The organism is Effusibacillus consociatus (assembly GCF_042652925.1).
GTDB lineage: Bacteria > Bacillota > Bacilli > Tumebacillales > Effusibacillaceae > Effusibacillus > Effusibacillus consociatus.
The window spans coordinates 1-19,724 of the sequence record NZ_JBHSHC010000096.1; the positions used below are offsets into that span (position 1 = coordinate 1).

General features: G+C 48.4%; 23 protein-coding genes and 1 pseudogene. 21 read left to right on the forward strand and 3 right to left on the reverse strand.

Annotated features, from left to right (window positions below; translation table 11 throughout):
• Window positions 1-184 precede the first annotated feature (184 nt).
• The 11 genes from ACFO8Q_RS11420 (at window position 185) to ACFO8Q_RS11470 (ending at window position 10,329) form a co-directional block, all read left to right on the forward strand.
• A complete protein-coding gene (locus tag ACFO8Q_RS11420) occupies window positions 185-1,408 on the forward strand; it encodes a type II secretion system F family protein (RefSeq protein WP_380025903.1) in 1,224 nt (407 codons plus the stop codon).
• 67 nt (window positions 1,409-1,475) lie between these two features.
• Window positions 1,476-1,982 (forward strand): type II secretion system protein, encoded by a 507-nt coding sequence (locus tag ACFO8Q_RS11425; protein WP_380025904.1) that lies wholly within the window; start codon window positions 1,476-1,478, stop codon window positions 1,980-1,982.
• Window positions 1,983-2,028: 46 nt separating this feature from the next.
• Window positions 2,029-2,802, forward strand: a complete 774-nt coding sequence (locus tag ACFO8Q_RS11430; protein ID WP_380025906.1) for a prepilin peptidase — start codon at window positions 2,029-2,031, stop codon at window positions 2,800-2,802.
• 25 nt (window positions 2,803-2,827) lie between these two features.
• Window positions 2,828-3,292, forward strand: coding sequence for a prepilin-type N-terminal cleavage/methylation domain-containing protein (locus ACFO8Q_RS11435; protein ID WP_380025907.1), 465 nt, complete (start codon window positions 2,828-2,830; stop codon window positions 3,290-3,292).
• A 30-nt stretch (window positions 3,293-3,322) separates the two neighbouring features.
• Window positions 3,323-3,844 carry a PulJ/GspJ family protein gene (locus tag ACFO8Q_RS11440; RefSeq protein ID WP_380025908.1) on the forward strand — a complete coding sequence of 174 codons (522 nt, stop codon included), beginning with the start codon at window positions 3,323-3,325 and terminating at the stop codon, window positions 3,842-3,844.
• 14 nt (window positions 3,845-3,858) lie between these two features.
• Entirely contained in the window at window positions 3,859-5,331 is a 1,473-nt protein-coding gene (locus tag ACFO8Q_RS11445; protein ID WP_380025909.1) for a hypothetical protein, read from the forward strand.
• Between the two features lie 33 nt (window positions 5,332-5,364).
• Window positions 5,365-6,315 (forward strand): type IV pilus biogenesis protein PilM, encoded by a 951-nt coding sequence (gene pilM / locus ACFO8Q_RS11450; protein WP_380025910.1) that lies wholly within the window; start codon window positions 5,365-5,367, stop codon window positions 6,313-6,315.
• A complete protein-coding gene (locus ACFO8Q_RS11455; RefSeq protein WP_380025911.1) occupies window positions 6,305-6,817 on the forward strand; it encodes a hypothetical protein in 513 nt (170 codons plus the stop codon). Before pilM ends, ACFO8Q_RS11455 begins: the two co-directional genes overlap by 11 nt.
• 30 nt (window positions 6,818-6,847) lie before the next feature.
• The gene (locus ACFO8Q_RS11460) at window positions 6,848-7,555 is read left to right on the forward strand and encodes a hypothetical protein (protein WP_380025912.1); all 708 of its coding nucleotides are present in this window, start codon (window positions 6,848-6,850) and stop codon (window positions 7,553-7,555) included.
• 29 nt (window positions 7,556-7,584) lie between these two features.
• Window positions 7,585-9,243, forward strand: a complete 1,659-nt coding sequence (locus ACFO8Q_RS11465) for a GspE/PulE family protein (protein WP_380025913.1) — start codon at window positions 7,585-7,587, stop codon at window positions 9,241-9,243.
• Between the two features lie 30 nt (window positions 9,244-9,273).
• Window positions 9,274-10,329, forward strand: coding sequence for a type IV pilus twitching motility protein PilT (locus ACFO8Q_RS11470; protein ID WP_380025914.1), 1,056 nt, complete (start codon window positions 9,274-9,276; stop codon window positions 10,327-10,329).
• A 77-nt stretch (window positions 10,330-10,406) separates the two neighbouring features.
• Here the strand turns inward: ACFO8Q_RS11470 and ACFO8Q_RS11475 are convergent, their stop codons facing one another.
• On the reverse strand, window positions 10,407-10,904 hold the full coding sequence (locus tag ACFO8Q_RS11475; protein WP_380025915.1) for a VanZ family protein: 498 nt from the start codon (window positions 10,902-10,904) through the stop codon (window positions 10,407-10,409).
• A gap of 309 nt (window positions 10,905-11,213) precedes the next feature.
• Between ACFO8Q_RS11475 and ACFO8Q_RS11480 the strand changes: the two genes are divergently transcribed.
• The 7 genes from ACFO8Q_RS11480 (at window position 11,214) to ACFO8Q_RS11510 (ending at window position 16,793) form a co-directional block, all read left to right on the forward strand.
• Entirely contained in the window at window positions 11,214-11,408 is a 195-nt protein-coding gene (locus tag ACFO8Q_RS11480) for a hypothetical protein (protein ID WP_380025916.1), read from the forward strand.
• A gap of 6 nt (window positions 11,409-11,414) precedes the next feature.
• A complete protein-coding gene (locus ACFO8Q_RS11485; RefSeq protein WP_380025917.1) occupies window positions 11,415-11,909 on the forward strand; it encodes an N-acetyltransferase in 495 nt (164 codons plus the stop codon).
• Window positions 11,910-12,130: 221 nt separating this feature from the next.
• Window positions 12,131-12,643, forward strand: coding sequence for a hypothetical protein (locus ACFO8Q_RS11490; RefSeq protein WP_380025918.1), 513 nt, complete (start codon window positions 12,131-12,133; stop codon window positions 12,641-12,643).
• A 197-nt stretch (window positions 12,644-12,840) separates the two neighbouring features.
• The gene (locus ACFO8Q_RS11495) at window positions 12,841-13,704 is read left to right on the forward strand and encodes an S-layer homology domain-containing protein (RefSeq protein WP_380025919.1); all 864 of its coding nucleotides are present in this window, start codon (window positions 12,841-12,843) and stop codon (window positions 13,702-13,704) included.
• A gap of 60 nt (window positions 13,705-13,764) precedes the next feature.
• Window positions 13,765-14,694 carry a hypothetical protein gene (locus ACFO8Q_RS11500; protein WP_380025920.1) on the forward strand — a complete coding sequence of 310 codons (930 nt, stop codon included), beginning with the start codon at window positions 13,765-13,767 and terminating at the stop codon, window positions 14,692-14,694.
• Between the two features lie 115 nt (window positions 14,695-14,809).
• On the forward strand, window positions 14,810-16,504 hold the full coding sequence (locus ACFO8Q_RS11505) for a CocE/NonD family hydrolase (RefSeq protein WP_380025921.1): 1,695 nt from the start codon (window positions 14,810-14,812) through the stop codon (window positions 16,502-16,504).
• Between the two features lie 148 nt (window positions 16,505-16,652).
• A complete protein-coding gene (locus ACFO8Q_RS11510; RefSeq protein WP_380025922.1) occupies window positions 16,653-16,793 on the forward strand; it encodes a hypothetical protein in 141 nt (46 codons plus the stop codon).
• Window positions 16,794-16,847: 54 nt separating this feature from the next.
• Here the strand turns inward: ACFO8Q_RS11510 and ACFO8Q_RS11515 are convergent, their stop codons facing one another.
• Window positions 16,848-17,021, reverse strand: a complete 174-nt coding sequence (locus ACFO8Q_RS11515; protein ID WP_380025923.1) for a hypothetical protein — start codon at window positions 17,019-17,021, stop codon at window positions 16,848-16,850.
• Between the two features lie 523 nt (window positions 17,022-17,544).
• Window positions 17,545-17,952, reverse strand: coding sequence for a hypothetical protein (locus tag ACFO8Q_RS11520; protein WP_380025924.1), 408 nt, complete (start codon window positions 17,950-17,952; stop codon window positions 17,545-17,547).
• 137 nt (window positions 17,953-18,089) lie between these two features.
• On the opposite strand from ACFO8Q_RS11520, the gene ACFO8Q_RS11525 reads away from it, so the two are divergent.
• The 3 genes and pseudogenes from ACFO8Q_RS11525 (at window position 18,090) to ACFO8Q_RS11535 (ending at window position 19,721) form a co-directional block, all read left to right on the forward strand.
• Complete coding sequence (locus ACFO8Q_RS11525) at window positions 18,090-18,440, forward strand: hypothetical protein (protein ID WP_380025925.1); 351 nt, start codon at window positions 18,090-18,092, stop codon at window positions 18,438-18,440.
• A 90-nt stretch (window positions 18,441-18,530) separates the two neighbouring features.
• Window positions 18,531-18,854, forward strand: a pseudogene (gene queF, locus ACFO8Q_RS11530) (preQ(1) synthase); the annotation flags it as partial.
• A gap of 180 nt (window positions 18,855-19,034) precedes the next feature.
• Entirely contained in the window at window positions 19,035-19,721 is a 687-nt protein-coding gene (locus ACFO8Q_RS11535; RefSeq protein WP_380025926.1) for a response regulator transcription factor, read from the forward strand.
• Window positions 19,722-19,724 lie beyond the last annotated feature (3 nt).

The following is a 19,724-nucleotide window of genomic DNA, read 5'->3' on the forward strand; positions in this document are numbered from 1 at the left end:
AAGTTCCTGTTTTCACAGGTGGGGGAAAATTAAATGAGCGAATGGCGGAATTTTCAGTTGACAAATACAAGAGCTCGAGAAGATGCTCTGTTTTTTAATTTACTATTTCATTCTGATTAACGTTGGGCTATAATCAAAATACAAAATAAACTAACTAGTCAGTCAGTTTAGAGAGGTGAGTGACGTGGCTCAATTTCGCTACCAGGCTCTCAATCATACTGGAAAAAACCTCCGCGGACAGATAGAAGCCTCTGATCAAGCAGCAGCCTCAGCCGAACTACGAAAACAGGGGCTTTTTCCGACTAAACTTGCACCCATAAATTTTACAAATCGGAAACGGGGAATTGACCTCAGCTCCTTTTTCTACGGAAGGGTGAAACAGAAAGATTTTGTGCCTTTTTGCCGTCAGTTCGCTGCGTTGATTCGGGCGGGTGTTTCCGTGACACAATCTCTCGAGGTCCTGGCTGCCCAGACGGAAAATCGGACGTTGAAGAAAGCATTGGAAGGGGTTCGCGAGGAGATTCGTCAAGGAACGTCTATGGAAGAAGCCTTTTCTCATCATCGAAAGGCGTTTTCGGAGATTTTTGTGAACTTGGTGGGAGCCGGAGAACATTCTGGACAATTGGACACCATGCTGGATCGGGCGGCCACCTTTTTTGAACGTCAATTGCTCACTTCACAAAAACTGATCTCGGCTTTGACCTATCCGATAACTGTTTTCTTGATTGCGATTGGGGTAAGTCTTTTTCTGCTCCTGTCGATTGTACCCACTTTCACTCAAACTTTTGCAGCCCAGGGAGTGGAACTGCCGATCCCGACACAGATCACGCTTGGTATAAGCGACTTTCTGCTTCATCGATGGTATTTGGTATTGATTCTCGGAATCCTTTCCGTTTTGGCTATTGCAGGAATACTTCGAAGCAAGTGGGGGCGCCTTTTCTGGGACACGGTAAAGCTGCGGATTCCGATTTTTGGCAAGCTCTATCAGAAAAGTATGATTGCTCGTTTCGCCCGTACCTTCTCCACGTTGGAAGCGGGTGCGGTACCGATTCTGGACGAGCTTGAGTTAATCAGGAAAGCGATTGGGAATAAGCTCTTTGACAAAGCTATGATGGAAGCTCAGCAGAGTGTCCGGAATGGGGAACGGTTGTCTGCTGCATTAGGAAAATATCCGGTTCTGTTTCCGGCGATTGTAACTCAGATGGTTGCCATTGGAGAAGAGACAGGGGAACTGGAGAGCTTGACAGGAAATCTGGCTGAGTTTTACGAATCCGAGGTCACGGAGATGTCTTCTCGACTCGGCTCGCTGTTGGAACCGTTCATGATCTTGTTTCTGGCGGGAATTGTGGGGCTGATTATTCTTTCTGTTTACCTGCCAATGTTTACGATGATGAACTTTGTTCGGTAACTGCCCTTGGTGGGAGTACAGGGGCAGTACATATAACATGCAATGGGGGAAAAGGGGAGGAAACAGCATGTTTAAAACAAAAGTGCAAAATGAACAAGGTGTCAAGCGGGAAGAGGCGGTTCAACAGAAGTGCAGGAAACGGCAAGAAGGATTTACGCTGATCGAAATGCTGGCGGTCGTGGTTATTCTGGTAATTGTGGCGGGTGTTGGGTATATCATGGTGAATAGGCAGATTGAAAGTTCAAGAGAAAGGGCAGATGTGGCAAACTTCAGGACAATTGCGGATGCGGCCATGCGTTACATGATGGATAATCCGAATTTTACAGGCAATGCTTTGACATGGCAATCTGCTGCAACTTCCGATCTGGTGCCGACATATTTGCCACAGCAGATAGATGATCCTTGGAATACAGGGAATGATGGAGGAACAGCAGATTATACTGTTGCGGTTGATACAGCAAATAGGAGAATCACCATTACTGGCCAACATGTTTATACCGGAAATCTACCTGCAAATACTGTGGGGTTAACAGGTGGTAACAATGCAGTGGCAGTGCTAACAATAACATATTAAACCATGTCCCCTTATGGGGTGATTTTTTAAATGAAAGCAGGGGCCTATGTCTGAAACTAGCATCAGTTTTTTCATATTACTAACTTCGTTATTTGGTCTTGTTATTGGTTCCTTCCTCAACGTCGTAGCCTGCCGAATTCCAAAGGGGGAGTCGATCGTACATCCCCCTTCTCATTGTCCAAACTGCGATACCCGCTTGAAACCGCTGGATCTGATCCCGGTTTTTAGTTGGCTGTTCCTGTTCGGCAGATGCCGCTACTGTAAAGCTCCGATCCACTGGCAGTACCCGGTGGTTGAGGCGATAACCGGTTTCTTATGGGGGATGGTGGCGTGGCGGTTTGGTTGGTCGTGGGAAACTGCCATTGGACTCCTCTTTGTCAGTTTCCTGCTGCCGCTTGCGGTGATCGACATCCATGAAATGATCCTGCCGAATGTTCTCACATTCCCCTTGATCGGTGCGGCTTTGACGGGCAGGTTGTTGATAGGCTCCGAGCCGTTCCGGTCGTATCTGGCAGGCGGCCTGTTGGGGGCAGGCCTTTTGCTTCTTCTTTGGTGGCTGAGTCCCTATCTGTTTGGCAAAGAAGGAATGGGGCTGGGGGATGTGAAACTGATGGCGGGAATTGGTCTCGTCGTGGGTTTGCAAGGGGCCATTTTGGCACTCTTTATCAGCTCGTTGATCGGTCTTCTGATTGGACTTGTTGTCGTTACGAAAAACAAAGCAGCGAAACAGGAGTATCTTCCATTTGGCCCTTTTTTGGCGTTGGGCGGACTTGTTTCCTATTTGTTCGGCGAATCTGTTTGGAATCTGTTTTTCTACTAAAGAATTTATAATGTGAGGGTACCCGATGAAAAACAGGGTTGGGCTTTCCCGTACATTCGAAAAAGGAATGACGTTGGTCGAGGTTCTTGCGGCGGTGGTGATTTTGTCGATGGTAACAGGAAGCGTTCTGGTAACGTACAGCCAGAGCCGTACGACTTCCGTACGGGATAATGAACGCTTAGCGGCCACTCATTTGGCGCAAACCGTTTTGGAAGAGTGGACTGCATTACCGGAAAACAATTATGCAGAGTTAAATAATGCGTTGAAAAATCATCCTGGCAAACCGAACGCAACCATTGAACGCGATTTGACGGACCCAACTCTGCAAAGAATCTGGACAAGTCTTACCTACCAGGGCTTCTCGCCGATCATTCGCTTCCACTATTCAAACAACACGTTGGATGGTCCTGTTCGTGTTTCGGTTACCGTTGAGAGCAAGAATCGTATCTCTGTCTCCCTTCATGGTTTGGTTGTTCCTCCAGGACCTTAGGAAACCCATAGAGGGAGGAGGTTACTCGTGATGAAGTCGGATCGCGGATTGACTCTGGTTGAGGTCATGGCGGCCCTGCTGATTTTTACAATTGTTATCGGGAGCATCTACCTGCTGCTGGAGCACGGAACTCGTGTGTGGCATGAAACATCGGAAGAAACCAATTTGCGAAATCAAGCGAATACCGCAATGGCGTACATTCAGAAAAGCCTGACACAGGCACAAACTCCTCCAAACGGGGAAAACGCCGTCCGTGTATCAAGCAGCAGATTGGAGATTCGGACAGCTTGGGAATCTGTCACTCCTCCCGTTGTTTCCGACCAAATCGTTTTTGAGTTTCGCCCTGATTCGACCAACCATTCGGTTACCCGGTTGTATCGGGGCACACTCAAGAATCCGTCCGGTACGGCTGTCAGTCTGGAAGATACGAATTTTGCAGGATCTGCATTTGCACTTTCCGGCAATCGCATCCTGATTCATCTGGAGTTAAAAGGGCCCCGCGGTCATGTGTATCGACTCGATGCATCTGCCCGCTATCTTCTGGGGCAGTAGGGAGCGTGAGGACAGTGATCGCAACGAAAGGTGAAAAAGGATCCGCACTGGTCACGATCCTGCTGGTTGTCCTGTTGACTTCCATTCTTGGAGTTGCTCTTTTAACTGTTACCTTGAATGGTCACAAAAGTGTTAAGGCTAGTGAGAATCAAACAAAATCCAGATATCTGGCTGAGGTGGGAGCGAAAGCGGGTTATTGGGATTTGCAGCAAAGGTTGGCTCACTTGCACAGTTCAGACTGGACTGATGTCACTAAAGAGATTTCGTCACTCAGCAAAGATTTTCGGGGGTCTCCTGCCGCCCCCGATCCCACAAAGCCGGATGAAACCTATCAATACCAATTGGTCTTGGAACTCCCACCCAAGGTTGAGAAGCCGGATCAAGGGCTTTACATTGTCTCCGGCTACATCGAGGGGACTGGGACTTCACAAGGAAAAACGTCAACCGTCAGGATCAAAGTTCAGATTTCAAGTCTTGCGGATGTTTTTCGTTTCGCAATGAGTGCCAGCGACACGATCTGGTTGAATGGCGGAGTGAAAATAAACGGCGATATCTATGCAAAGAACAAACTGGCGCTGCATGAATTCGCTCATTTCGGACTTTATAAAGAATCCATTTTTCCGGAAGTGAATGGAAAAATCAGTTCCGGAGATGTTTCAAGCCCGATCCACTCCCTTTATTACATTCCGGAGGAAACGATCAGCGTTCCGGTATTGGATGTGCAATTAGTCAATGAATACAGCATTGAAGGGAAACACAATGTGGATCAAGAGGGGATTCTGATAGACTCCGACAGGGCGAAAGACTATCTGAACGGCAGCTTTCAACTTACTAAAATACAGGAGGTTACATTGCCGGAGATCGATTTTGCGAAAAAAAGAGAGGAAATTCGGACGAAAGCAAAAACGGACAGCAGATATCACTACGTCACTCTTGCAGATCTGCTTGGAAATGAGCACTTCACAACTTATTTGATTGGCAGCAACACCCTGCAAGGTACAGGGCCCTATAACGGGATTTGGTATATTTACGGCGATCTGGTCATCGATGGAAATGTAGAGATCAACGGTACGTTTTATGTAGAAGGAGATGTAACCATCCGGAATATTCACACGAACAATCCGATTCCAGCCGCCATTGTCGCAAAGGGTTCCATTCATGTGTATAACAATAACCAATTTCAATCTTCGCCGGCTGTTTTAAACGCATTTTTATGGACACAGCAGGATGATTTGGCTCTTTACGGAGTCATCTCGAACTTGCAGATTAACGGCGGTGTCATAGCGAAAAATATTGTTTTAAACGGTGTACGGGGAAACACGAGTACTGGGCTCGGATTGTTGGTTTTTGATGAGCAAACCCTGGATAAACCTGCTCGTTTAACAATCACGCATGATGAGAAGTTTGTTACGAATCCGCCGGATGGGGTTCCCACCATTACAGGACTTAAGGTGAGTCAGATTGGAAATTGGGTGTTGTCCTATTAACAGGAGAATCGGATTGACTGGAGGAGGCATCGCATGCAGTTCACACTACAACGTCATTTCGGCATAGGAATCAGCTTGGACGAGGATCGGGTGGAAGTGGTTCGTGTTCGGGACAGCCTTGGAATTGTCGATGTGATGGCCCATGCGGCAATCCCATTTTCGAAAAACGTGTACGACAATGGCCGCATCCGCGATGTCCAGCGATTTGCTTCGGAATTGAGCGCTCTGTTCGATACGTACGACCTGCCGAAAAAAGGGATAACCGTCAGCCTTCCGTCTTCCATGGTGGCTTTACGAATGCTTTCGATGCCGAAAGTCAATCGCAAACAAATGGAACAGATGCTGCAGTTTCAAATTCAAAATGAGATACGGCTGCCATTTGCGGATCCGGTTTATGATTTTGATTCTTATCCTTCTTCTTTCCATTCGGAAGACACGATTCTGCTGGTCGCAACCCCCCGGGATCTGGTGAACGGCTTGGTGGAAGCATTTCGAGAGGCGGGACTCCGGCTTGCTGCCATTGAGGCAAAAGGGTTTAGTATCCTGCGGGCAGTGAAAGCACTGGACAAGCTTCCGGAAACGGAGACGATCGTTGCAGAGTTCGGAGTCCATCGGATCGATGCCCATTTTTATAAAAAAGGATGTTTGTTGATGACACGTCCGCTTGACATACGAGCAGACGATTATGTCCAGCAGCCCGATTATCCGGATTCATTTTCCAGGGATTTGAGTTATCAGATTCAGCGCTCCATCTCCTTCGTTCAGTATTCTTTAAAACAACGGGACACTGCGATCGATACGATCTTTTTGACGGGGCATGTTCCAGATGGTGAACGATTGGCGGAATGTCTTGCCACACAGTTGGATATTGCGGTCAAAATCCTGGATAAGCCGGCCGACCGTCAACTGAACCAGCCGCTAAATGTTATAAGTTTATCCGCAACGGGTGCCGCACTCAGGGGGGTGAAATCCGATGCAGATTAACCTGCTGCCTTATCAGCCTGCTTCAGTTACTTATCGGACAATCGGACTGTCTTCTCTGGCTGGGCTTTTGCTGCTTGGGAATCTGCTCGGCATTGTAAACTGGGTACAGTATTCAATCCAACAGAAAGAGGCCCAATCAATTCTCGATACCCAAAATGCGAGTTTGTCCAAGCTGCAGGAAAAGGCCGCAAAGGTGCAAAAAATGCAGGATTTGGATCGGCAGGCCCAAGCGTTGGAGAAATGGGCAGCCAAGCACCCTGTTTTTCAAGAGGAGCTGCAGTTGCTTTCGTCGCTATTGCCGACCGCAAGCTATTTGACAATGGCCCGTTATAACGGAACTGCAGTCTATGATTTGCAAGCCGAACTGCCTGATATGGAATCCGTTGCAACGTATTTGCATGAATTGCGGAATCATCAAAGAATTGCGGCAGTCCGCGTCAAGTCGGCAACACGGCAAAACAGCATCCAGAAGCTGGAGTTTCAGGTAACCATCTCCCGCTAATGGAGAGAAGGACAGAAAGGAAAGGTCAGCATGTATTCATCTTTCACTTTCCCGCAAAAAATTCTATTGCTCATCTCCGTTGTTCTGCTGCTCTCAGGTGGTGCCTTCTGGTATCTTTCCTGGCAAAAAGAGAGGATCGCCACGGAAGTCCAAGCCAGAGCGGATGCCGTAACAGTGCAGATGAATCTCTTGCAGAAACAGGCTGCGCAGAAGGTAAATCCACCCGATTTGGTAAAATTGGGCCGTGCCATCCCTACTGAATGGGAAATCGGATGGTTTTTCGCTGATTTGACGACGGCCGCCAAGCAAAGTCAAGTCACTTTGGTACAAGTAGCCCCAGGTCAACCCGTAGAGAAACAACCTGCCAAGAATGGTACTGCTGCCAATCCGCCCGCGAAGCAAGGAAGCAGCGGAGAAGCGGATCTTTCCAGCCCGCCGCCTGAGCTTTCCGGTGTGTTTGCTCTCGAAGTTGCCCTAACGGCACAAGGGGATCCGGTGGATCTGTTGTCATTTGTCGATCAGCTGCAGCGAATGCCCCGATTTGTCTGGATCAAGGAGTATAACCTGACCTTCGAGAAAAAAGGCGGGGCATCGGCCGGAACTGGATCGATCGCAGCGCTGACCCTGAAACTCACGATCTATTCGCGGGCACCATGGGATTCGAAACCTGCCGCATCCGTCGAATGGCCTTTTCCCGTGCTGCCGGCAGGGAATGATCATGCTTTCGGAAATCCCTAGTTATTGGATCGGAAGGAGCTGGGAGCGATATGTCGCGTAAACGACTTGGTGACCTGTTGATTGAATTTGGTCTTATTACCGATGATCAGCTTGAACAGGCCTTGGCCGAACAAAAAGTGACCAAGCAGCCTCTTGGTGAAATCTTGACACAAAGAGGCTTGCTTGCAGAGGAACAACTCATTGAAGTAATCGAATTCCAGCTTGGTATCCCGCACATGAACCTTGATCGCTTCGAGATCGAAAGACCGGTCATCGAGCTGGTTCCGGAGGAATTTGCACGCAGTTATAATGTTCTACCTGTGAAAAGGGATAAAAATCGGCTTACCCTGGCCATGGTGGATCCTTTTGATTACTTTGCAATCGATGATATTCAGATGACCACCGGGTTGCAGATTCATCCGGTCATTGCAACCCGGGACAGCATTCATCGGGCATTTGAACGGTACTACAGCTTAAAGAGATCGATTTCCGAAGTACTCATGGATCGTCAGCCGGTGGAGATTGTCGAAGAACATGTTCGTGCCGAAGATGCTCCCATTGTCCGTCTGGTCAATCAGTTAATCGAACAGGCTGTCGACAAACGGGCCAGCGATATTCATTTTGACTCCCAGCAGACCGGTGTGGTTGTACGCTTTCGGATTGACGGAATTCTTATGAATCAGCTGAGTTTGCCCAAACACCTGCAGCCGGTAGTAACGGCTCGAATCAAAATCATGGCGAATTTGAACATCGCCGAGCGGCGTTTGCCGCAAGACGGCCGCATCCAGATGCAAGTCCGCGGAAGACCGATTGATGTTCGTGTTGCCACTTTACCGACCATTTTTGGAGAGAAGGTCGTACTGCGCCTGCTTGACATGAAGAATGCAATCACAGAAGTTGAAAAACTGGGTTTTTCAGAAGTTAATAAAAAGGCGTTTTTGCAAATGATCAGTGCGGCACACGGAATCGTACTTGTGACGGGACCGACCGGAAGCGGAAAGACCTCTACCCTCTATGCGGCCCTGCATCACCTCAATACGGAACAACAGAATCTGATTACGATTGAGGATCCGGTCGAATACCAACTTGACGGTATCAATCAAGTTCAAGTCAATCCGGCTGCCGGTCTCACTTTTGCGACTGGTTTGCGGTCGATCCTGCGCGAGGACCCGAACATTATTATGGTGGGTGAAATCCGGGACAAGGAGACTGCAGAAATTGCCTTTCGGGCGGCATTAACGGGACATTTGGTTCTTTCCACACTGCATACGAACGATGCGCCAAGCGTCGTCGCCCGTTTGATGGATATGGGGCTTGAACCGTATTTGATTGCCTCCACAATCCGGGGAGTTGTAGCACAACGGCTTGTCCGCCAGATTTGCACCGAATGTCGGAAGGCTTATCGACCTCTTCCTGACGAGACAGCAGTACTCGACAGACATGGCTTTTTTGCGGATCAGCTCTGGCGGGGTCAAGGATGCAGCGCTTGTAACCGTACGGGATATCGGGGGCGCCTGGCCATTCATGAAGTGGTGCCTTTTGAAGAACCGGTACGTACCCTGGTCAGCCAGCAGCAAGCAGGAAAGGCATATCGAGAGTGGGCGAAGCAGCATGGTTACAAAAACATGTTGGAGGACGGATTGGAAAAAGCTGCTCAAGGGCTTACCACTCTCGAAGAGGTCTTCCAGGTTGTCATTCGTGAGATGTAATCGAATATCGAGCGGGAAGTAGGGATTCGAATGGCAAGAATCGAAGCGTTACTGCGGGAAACAGTGGAGAGAGGCGCTTCTGACCTGCATATTACAGTCGGTATTCCGCCTTATCTGCGAATCAATGGCCGGCTCACACCTCTTCAACAGCCGCCGGTGACTGTTGAGGAGTGCCAGAAACTTGCGAGGGAAATTCTTCGGGAAGAAGCATGGCAGATCTTCGACAGGAAGGGGGAGTATGATTGCTCATACTCATTGCCGGGTGTCGCAAGGTTTCGAATCAATGTTTTTCGCCAGCGGGGCACCATTTCATTGGCTTTGCGAACAGTGAAATTTGACATCCCGACCCTGGAGGAACTTGGACTGCCTTCTGTCACTAAGGACATTATTAAAAAGAGCCATGGGCTGGTGCTTGTCACCGGACCTACCGGCAGCGGCAAGTCCTCTACGCTTGCTGCCATGATCAATCGGATTAATCAGACGGCGGAACGGTACATCCTTACGCTGGAAGATCCGATTGAATATCTGCACTCCCATCGAAAGAGCATTGTCGTACAACGCGAAATCGGAGTCGATACTGGGACATTTTCCACCGGACTGCGTGCGGCACTTCGCGAGGATCCAGATGTGATTCTTGTTGGAGAGATGCGTGATCTGGAAACTATCTCGACGGCTATTACTGCTGCCGAGACAGGACATTTGGTCTTTGCGACACTGCACACACCGGATGCGGCTCAGACAATTGACCGGATTATCGATGTATTCCCATCCAATCAACAAACCCAGGTTCGCAATCAACTGGCCAATGTCCTTGTCGCCATATACGGGCAGAAGCTGTTACCGCACAGGAACGGAATCGGACGGGTGGCCGCTGTTGAAGTGCTTGTGAACACGACTGCTGTTTCAAACCTGATCCGTTCGGATAAAGTGCATCAGATCAAGAATCTGATCCAAACGGGCGTGCGATATGGCATGCAAACCATGGAACAGGCCGTGAACTTTCTGATTCAAGAAGGCAAAGTGAACCCACAAGAGATCGAGGATCTTCTGATTGAGTTGCGTCAGTCAGAAACAGATACTCTTTAGATGGGACGGGGCTGTCCGACGTTTGTTGGCAGTTTGGGGTTCGAAAACTCTAAATAAGACCTTCAAAATGCCTTCTTTCAAGGATCGCGCGGATGGCCGGCCTGTCCTATCCAGATGGGTAAGCAGCACGCCAGTCCCAAACATCCCTCGATCCAATCCAGCAGCACATCCTCCAATGCCCCCGTCCGAAAAGAGTTTCGTGCCTGGTTCCACTCATCGAGGGATGCGATAACTCCTACGGTTAGAAGAGCCAGTGTCCCCTTTGCCAAAACCCCTTTTTCAGCAGGCAGGAGGGTGAGGTACGCGAGAACGGCCAATATCCCATACAGCAGTACATGGGCAGTCTTTCGAACGAAGAACTCGATGGATTTGATCGGGTCTTTTTTTATGTCGATGGTCGATTGATGGTACTGAAACCTGATATCGGGAAGCAGGTCGCGAACTGATTCATGGGAGAAGTGTTCACGTAACAACGGCTGAATACTTTGCTGGTGATAGGTTTGGGACGAAAAGGTGAAAATCACCGTCAACCACAAACAGAGGGGCAGCAAGAAGAGAGAGTATTTTTTGCGCATCGGGATCCACTCCTTCCAATACACAGGATTGCCAAGGGAGGAAGCAGATAACCACTAGATTTTGATAATCCCATTAAAAAAAGACCGGCTCGGCTTGGTCCTTGTCACCACCGAATGAGTGCTATTGTTGCAGAAATTTCAAAAAGGTGTTTACACTTAACTGTCGAACATGTAGTATAAAGAATACAAAAACGTGTAGTTTAAAAAATACAAAAAGTAGATTTGGAGAAGAGGGACGTCACTAGTTCTAACCGTTCCAAGTATAGCGTAGGCTTTTCTAACCGATGCTAGGACTAGGAGGGATGAATTATGACGCAGGGGGAAGGAGGACGTAAAAACATGATAGCACATGTGAAGCCTATTCGTCCTACAATCGTTGAATTCGAAGATGAAGCTCAAGAGAAAAAATTTCTTAATTACGCATTAGGAAAAACACAAACTCCTGAACGTTCGCACTTAAAAGCATTATTGAAAAAACATAAACCCGCTAAGGAGCGGAAGTAAGAACTAGTGCTTACTTTTCAATATCTTAATGAGGATCATAAGGAATTAATTGACGTTTTCCGATGCGAAGATGAAGTTGGTGTTGAGCTTTTTCTTAAAGAATATGCAATAAACTTACAACATTTGGGGCCTGCTATTACTCGACTTTATTTTGATGATCATCAGAATTTAGTCGGGTATTTTACGTTATATAACGATCATGTACAAATAAGAGAAGAACAGGTCGTAAAGAACGAATGGGCCCTTCCGGAATTTAAATACTTTCCAGCAGTAAAACTTCATTATTTAGGGGTGGATTCTAGATACCGGGGTAAAAGGAACGGAGAATACCTTTTGATCGAAGCGATTAAAGTCATTTATGAAATATCGATTATAAGCGGTTGTAATTTTGTGACGGTCGAATCGTTAAATAGCACCGTTGAATTCTACAAGAAGTATGATTTCATTTATTTAGGCCGCAAAGATAAGAATTTAGTGAATATGGCATTAAAATTAGACTGATAACCTTGCATCCCCATGAAACAATACATACTGATCTGTCCGCATCGCCAGGGCGTTTGAATCATTTTCACTCCTCTCCATCTCTCTGCACCCGCAAAAACTTCAAACATTGTCCTTCGTGGCCTTCGACAAAACTTCTAATAAGGTTACAGATTCTCCAAAGGAAATTCCCGGCCGAAGTAGCGAAATATAGGGATAGGATCAATTTCGGGGGGATGAATATGGTGGTGGAATTGAAGGAGAAGGAAAAAGCGGTTCAAACACGAATTCAAGCGGGGATTGCTGCCGGGTTTGCCACCCAGTGCGAAAAGGCAGGCTTTACACAGAAGCAAATTCTGAATCGCATGATTGTGCTCTTCAACGAACTGGGCCCCAGCATGTTAACAGACACGCTGCTCGACGAGACAATGGAAATGGGGGGCGAATTGAAGGCGGTTCAAACCCGAATTCAGACGGGAATTGCCATCGAGTTTGCAGCCAAATGCGAACAGGCAGGCTTTACACAAAAACAAATTCTGAATCGCATGATCATGCTTTTCAATCAATTGGGAACAAGCTTGTTTGAGGGGCAGTCCTTTGCGGAGCAGTCGATTGAAGAAACAGCCGCCTCTATGGAACAGGAAGCGTTCGATCAGGAAGCGGATTTTATGGAGGCCTTTGATCAGGAATCGTCACACGTGCCCTGGTTTGAGATTCATCCTTTCGGAATGGAGTTTCGATTGCGGCATGTCTAAAAAGTCAACCGAATTCTTATGTTGAAACGCGGATTGGTGAAACAGGCTAATCCGTTTATTTTTTGCATATTGATCGACAAAATATTGCAAAAAAATACAAAATCCAACCCCCAAAAACTGACTAGTCAGTTAAGAACCCTATAAGAGGAATGGATATCTGAACATTTATGAAATTTGTTTGTGGGGGAGGTATTACAATGTTTAGGTCCATGAAAACTGTTTCGAGTACTTTGGCTTGTGCAACCCTGCTCGTCTGCACCATGCTTCTGCCGGCATCGGTGTCGCAAGCCCAGACTCCAAGCCTGCAGAATTTGATTCCACCTCAGTTCACGCAGGAAAGCGGGGGATCCGGAGAGGTTGGCGGAGACGTGGGAGGATCAATCGGGCCTCTCCCTGGGCATCTTCCTGGGGAGGAGAGCGAAATTCACCAGCCCTTTATGGTAGGATTCCCGGATGGGAAGTTTTACCCGGAGCGCTCTTTTTCACGAGCAGAAGCGGCGACTGTGGTAGCCAAAGTGAAAAAGCTTAAATATGACGCTCCGCTTGAGAAACCCTACCAGGACGTGTCGTCAAATCACTGGGCGTATCGTTACATCACCAGTGTGACCAAGGCGGGTTACATGAAAGGATATCCGGACGGCACCTTTCATCCGGATGAGCCGATTTCCCGGGCGGAACTGGTGGCCCTGGTTCTTGAGGTAAGAGGCATCGAACCAATGCCCGGCCAGACCGGTTTTTCCGATACTGGTCATCATTGGGCAGCAGATATGATTGCTACGGCGAGGTCGTTAGGTTTCGTCAGCGGAATGGGAGACAACAAATTCATGCCGGATGACGCGACAGAACGTCAAGTGGCAGCCAGAATGTTCTGTGTTGCGTTCCAGCGCGGTCCGCTTGCAGATGGGGAGGTTCCTGTGAAACAACATTTTTCCGACGTCAAAAAAGATCATTGGTCGTTCCCTTGGGTCGAGGAAGCAGCCGTGGAGGCTCACGAGTCGATCCGAACCGGAACCGAAGAATGTTTAGTGAAATACCGTCCGGAATTGACAGAGCGTTATTGATTCCAGCTGCCAAAGCTGCATCATAATTTCATTTTCCATTGAAACGGGGAGGGTTACAGGATGAAAAGAAAAATTACAATCGGATTGATCGCGGCAGGTGTTGTAGCGATACCTATTGCAGCGTACGCAACCGCTTCCAGTACGGAGGAGCCCTGCAAGTGCTCGTCGCCGACCGCCCAGCTGAAGGATCAGGTGGACAGAGGAAAAGCAGAGCTTGAGGACGGATTGAAAAAACTTCAGCCGCCGTCCGGTGGACAGAATCCTCTGCAGGAAGCGATCGATAAGCTGAAAGCGGAGTTGGAGAAAGGGCAGAAGCAGCTTGAGGATGGGCTCAAAAGAGTCCAGCCGCCCTCCGGTGGACAGAACCCGCTGCAGGAAGCGATCGATAAGCTGAAAGCGGAATTGGAAAAAGGGAAGGCCCAGATTGAGGACGGCCTCAAAAAAGCCCAGCCGCCGTCCGGTGGGCAGAACCCGCTGCAGGAAGCGGTCGATAAGCTTAAAGCGGAGATGGACAAAGGGAAGGCACAGCTTGAAGAGGGACTCAAAAAGATGCAGCCGCCCTCTGGCGGACAGAACCCGCTGCAGGAAGCGGTCGATAAGTTGAAAGCGGAATTGGACAAAGGGAAGGCACAGCTTGAAGAGGGACTCAAAAAAATGCAGCCTCCGTCCGGCGGGGACAACCCCTTACAGGGTGGAGCCGATAAGCTCAAGCAGGGAATGGAGCAGGGCAAGCAAGATCTCGAGAAAAATCTTGGCGAGCTTCAGACGAAGCTGCGAGAAGGAGGCAATCAACTCCCGAAAGTGCCAACACCGCCAAGTTCTCCGAATCCCGGCGGAGGATCCCAGTCTTTTTCAGGCTCAACGAAAATCTCGGTTACCCTTCCAGACAAAGGAACTTATTCGATCGGTCTCGGAGGGACGAATTCTGGCGCTACAATCCAGATCACAACTCCCGATCAGTCGCAAGAGATCTCCATTCCACCAAAATAAGATTCAAAATAGATATAGGAAACCAACAAGAAGAAACAGAGGAAGCTCAAAGTCGAGCTTCCTTATTTCTTTCTAAACTGATGCAATGAAAACCATTTCGGTGAGGAGAATCTTGATGAGAAAAGGATTGCAGAATGTTGCCGTGCTTTTGCTTTTGTTGGCACTGATTGTCGTTCCCGCCTGGCAGGTACACACCGCTTCAGCTTCCGAAACAGCGGCAGTGGCTGCCGTGATCGAACCGGTTCACACTTCCATCACCATGAGTGACGGAATCAATCTGACGGCGTCCATCTACAATCCGGTCGGACAGAAACCGGCTGGGGGATGGCCCGCTGTGATCCTGATTCACGGTTGGGGAGGAGATCGCAGTACGTATAACTCCATTGCTCCGGGCTTTGCTCAGAACGGCTACGTTGTAATGACGTATGATTGTCGTGGATTCGGCAAATCCGGGGGCAAGACAACGCTTGCCGGTCCTCGGGAAATGCAGGATCTCAAGGAGTTAATGCAGTATCTGATTGATCGTTTCCATGTAAACGCCGATAAAATCGGAGCCAGCGGTATTTCCTACGGGGGAGGCCAATCGTTCCTTCTGGCTGCCTATACGAACGAACCCGGGTATGTCGGACCGAAAGTGAAAGCAATCGCTCCCATCATGGGCTGGAGTGACCTGACATCCGCTTTGTATCCCGATGACGTGATGAAAGCCTCGTATGACTTAGCCCTCTTTGCCGGAGGCTACAAGCCCGATAAGCAGAACTATAATCCGGATCTGCCCACCTGGCTTGTGGAGGGAGCATCAGGTGTCAACAAGGCGGATTTTAAACAGCAAACCGCTCTTCGATCCGTTATCCACCATCCGGAGAGGCTGTACAAGGTTCCGATTTATGCGCTTCAGGCCTGGAAGGATGAACTGTTTCCCGTTGAACAGGTCACCACACTTTTTGACGTTCTGCAGGGCCAGAATCCAAATCTTAAGCTGTATGCCGGCGGTTTTGGACATCCGCGAGCCAGCCTCAACAATCAGGATGAAATTCATTTTGTTGTCACTCAAGTTCTGGCTTGGTTCAATTACTGGCTAAAAGGCGAGCAGAATGGGATCATGAAAAAGGACTATCGGGTACTGATTGGAACTGAAACCTGGCCATCCGGCCAATCTTATCAATTTCCACCCGAGAACCGGAGAAACGCTGCGACAGACCTGCCCAAACATATTCGCCCGATGGCTGCGTGGCCGAATATCAAGCCATTGAAAATGCACTTTGCGCCTACTCTTCTCTTGAATGAAAGCGTTTCTACAAAACCGGAAACGATGGTCAACAATCCGGTTACAGGGGTGCAGGATGATGCGATTGTGGGGAGTGTACTCTCTCCGGCGGTCAGAACAGGGGCAGATACCCTGCAGCAAAATTCCGCTCCGGCGTCATTAAGGTACCGAATGAATCCACTGACGCAAGATACGGTTGTGATGGGGACGATCCATCTTTCCTTGTGGATCGCATCTGCAAACCCGAAAGCGATGATTACTGCCCGGATCTTCGATGTGGCTGCGAATGGACAAAGAACCTTGGTCACCCGGGGAGCGACGCGAGCTCGCGACACCGGTATCACTGTTCCGACAGAAGTGACTTTTGATTTATTTCATACTCACCATGTATTTCAGGCGGGACATACGATTGAATTGGAATTGTCGCCAAGCGATACCCCATTTTTCCTGCCGGATAAAGAGACTGTGTATATTCGGCTGTATCATGACTTGACCCGCCCGTCATCTGTACAGATACCTGTTTATTCTGAAAATACGCGCTAACACTTTAAAATCCTCATAATAGGGACTTCAAACGTCCTTTGCTAAATCGAATCGTGTAAACTATAATTACATTTACAAGCGGTGTCGTGATTCCCTGTAGGCAGCTGCCGCGGGGTTTTTGTTCAAAATCGGAAAAGGAGGGATGAAGATGACGGATAAAATATACGGATTGCAAAAAAGGAAAGACGAAGCACAGCGGGACGACCGCAACGTGGAACTGAAAAAGTATTTGCAGCGTTTGGAAATTGAACGCAGGTTTTCCAAATTGGAAAAACGTATTGAATCGTAATGATTCGGATTCGAAATACAAAAGAGTGTCGGCTCCAGTGCCAACACTCTTTTTTTACTGGGCAGCGATTTCACCCTGTTTCCGCATGGCGCGCTTAATGTCTCGTACAAGTTGGGCTTTATTTTTACGAAACCGTACGCCGCCCTCTTTGTAGGAAGGAGGAATCCGGAGTTCTTTCGCTAGGTTTTGAATTTCTTTAATGCCCATTTCATCAAGATTGAACTTCATGTTTAACCCTCTTTCTTTTGCCGTTCCGATGTACGTTGTCCATTGTATCATTGTAACCAGGTCTGTGCCAACGTATAAGTGTATTTTTCCTAGAACCATCGCATGGAAACTCGAATAAAGTATTGGTACATACCGGTTCCCCGGTGTGTTGATATATAGAAGCCGGTCCGAAGCGGGCCGGCTTCTTTCATCCGGCGGCTCCTTCCAAGCAAATAAGACAAGCATTGCGATGCATATCCTTCTGATAGACAGGCTTGGGAGGAGTGCTGTATGCAAGGCGAATGAGAGTTCGGCGAACAAAAACGGCCCATGTGTTCCTGTTTGTCGGGACGATGGTTACGGGAGGAGGAGCAAGCGAGTGAGGCTGTGGAAACATCAACAGCGGGTCCATATTTTTATGCAGCAGTTCGGAGTCAAGACGTTTGAATTTGAGTTGGGGAGGGGGAGCGGCTCCCCTCCTGGAAATTTTCCGAAAAAACTCCGAGTGAAAACGGCAAATGGCGAATTTTGTGGTTTTCCCCCTTTATGTTGTGGAACGACCGTACGGGTAGGTTGTATATTGGGGATCCGGTCTGTATTCATTGGTGGGATCAGAAAGGGTTTGCCCGGGAGCCCCGGTAATTCTTGAATCGGTTGCCTGTGGCGACCACTGCGGATTCGCTCCTTGGACAATCTGATTTGCGATCACCGCAATATGCTGGTTGGCGTGATCACAAAGATCCCGTATTTTTTGCAAAAGAATCGATGCCTGTTGTTCCCCAACCCTCATCTGGTTCAGTTCCGGGCTGTTCGCTGAGTATTGCAGCTGCATGTAGTTTTGTTGCTCCTGCAGTCCAATCTGTTCCGCCATGGAGCGCAGTTGATTGACCTGCTGCTGAACGGATTGGAGTTCGTTCGCGATTGACTGCAAATCGGTGCTGTCGTATTGCATCGGTTATCCCCCTTGGAGCGGCTTGTGCTCAGTCTCTATCACGCGCTTATTTTTTATTTTGCATGGTAGAAATATGCATGCTTCTCTTTGCGGCTGGTTACTGTAAGAAGGGAATTTTGAATCGGAGGGATCTGCGAATGGAAGCCAACGTTGCACAACTGCGAAGTGAGCTTACCAAACTGCAAATTGAAGTGAATATGCTCCGTCAAATGATGGGATCTCTGGCGCGGGCGGAACAAAGCAATGTAGAAATGATGCAGGATCAGGCGAACCCGAATACGTTTGGTGCTGTCGGAAATCTGATGCCGATTGAACAGCAAACGGTGCAACAGCTCGAACAAATGAAGCAGCTTGGAAACGAATTGAAGCAGCATGTTGACCATTTGTCACAGCTGCTTTTGGACTATGAGAATCGATCCCCGGATACGACAGTGATGTCGGACCCCTATTCGCGAGGGCTGAACGATCCGATGCAGCGGACGTATTAATGCCTTGACCAAGGAAAGAACCTTCGCTATTCTGGTATAGGTATCCATAAAGAAGGAGGATCTTCCATGTCAACTCGTCCGTCAAAAGAACTTGAAATCGTTCCGAATCCGCATCCGGATCGGCATTATATGGTGGAAATCGAAAGCCCGGAGTTTACCGCACTTTGTCCAAAAACCGGTCAACCCGATTTTGCGACAATCAAAATTTCGTACATTCCAGGCCCCTCCATTGTGGAGTTGAAGTCGCTGAAGCTTTATCTGTGGAGCTTCCGTGACGAGGGACATTTTCACGAGGACGTGACCAACCTGATTCTGAATGATTTGGTGAAGGCTCTGGAGCCTCGCTACATGCAGGTGGTTGGCAAATTCAACGTCCGCGGCGGAATCTATACTACGGTGACCGCGGAATATGGTGAGAAAACCGTATAAGCGGAGAAAAGAATAACACGAGAAATGGAGTGCGAACCGACTTGAGTTCCGGCACTCCATTTTTGTATTTTGCTTCCGCTTTGTTTGAGGATCGTTCATCTCCTGTTCATAAACAGATGATATGATACAGTTGCCTACTTTTGGATACGGGAGTGCGATGGGTTGATGAAACAAATCAAAATCCTTGTCATAGATGATGATCCGCATATTTGTGAGTTAATCAAATTATATGGGGAAACAAACGGCTATCAGATGATATCCGCCTATGATGGTATGGAAGGGTTGGAAAGATTTTTTGACGAAACTCCCGATTTGGTGATACTGGACATCATGCTGCCTGAAATGGACGGATGGCAGTTGTGCAAAAGCATTCGGGCAGACAAGCCTACCCCGATTATCATGCTGACTGGCAAAGGCGAGAGCTACGACAGGATTAAAGGATTGGACCTCGGGGCGGATGATTACATGGTGAAACCGTTTGATCCCAAGGAACTGATGGCTCGCATTAAGGCCGTCTTGCGCAGGGGCAATCAATTGCCGGAAACGAAAGAAGTGATCGAATTTCCCTCCTTAAGGATAGATCCCAATCAGTATCATGTGATCTGCCGGGGAACGGAGTTCACGCTGCCGCCAAAAGAAATGGAACTGCTCTATTTTTTTGCCACTTACCCGAACCAGGTTTTCACCCGTCAGCAATTATTGGATAAAGTTTGGGGATTTGATTTTCATGGCGATCCGCGAACGGTGGATGTCCATATTAAGCGGATACGGGAAAAATTGGGCGACCACACACAATGGTCACTGAAAACGATCAGGGGAATCGGGTACAAATTTGAGGTGAAGTCGGATTGATCC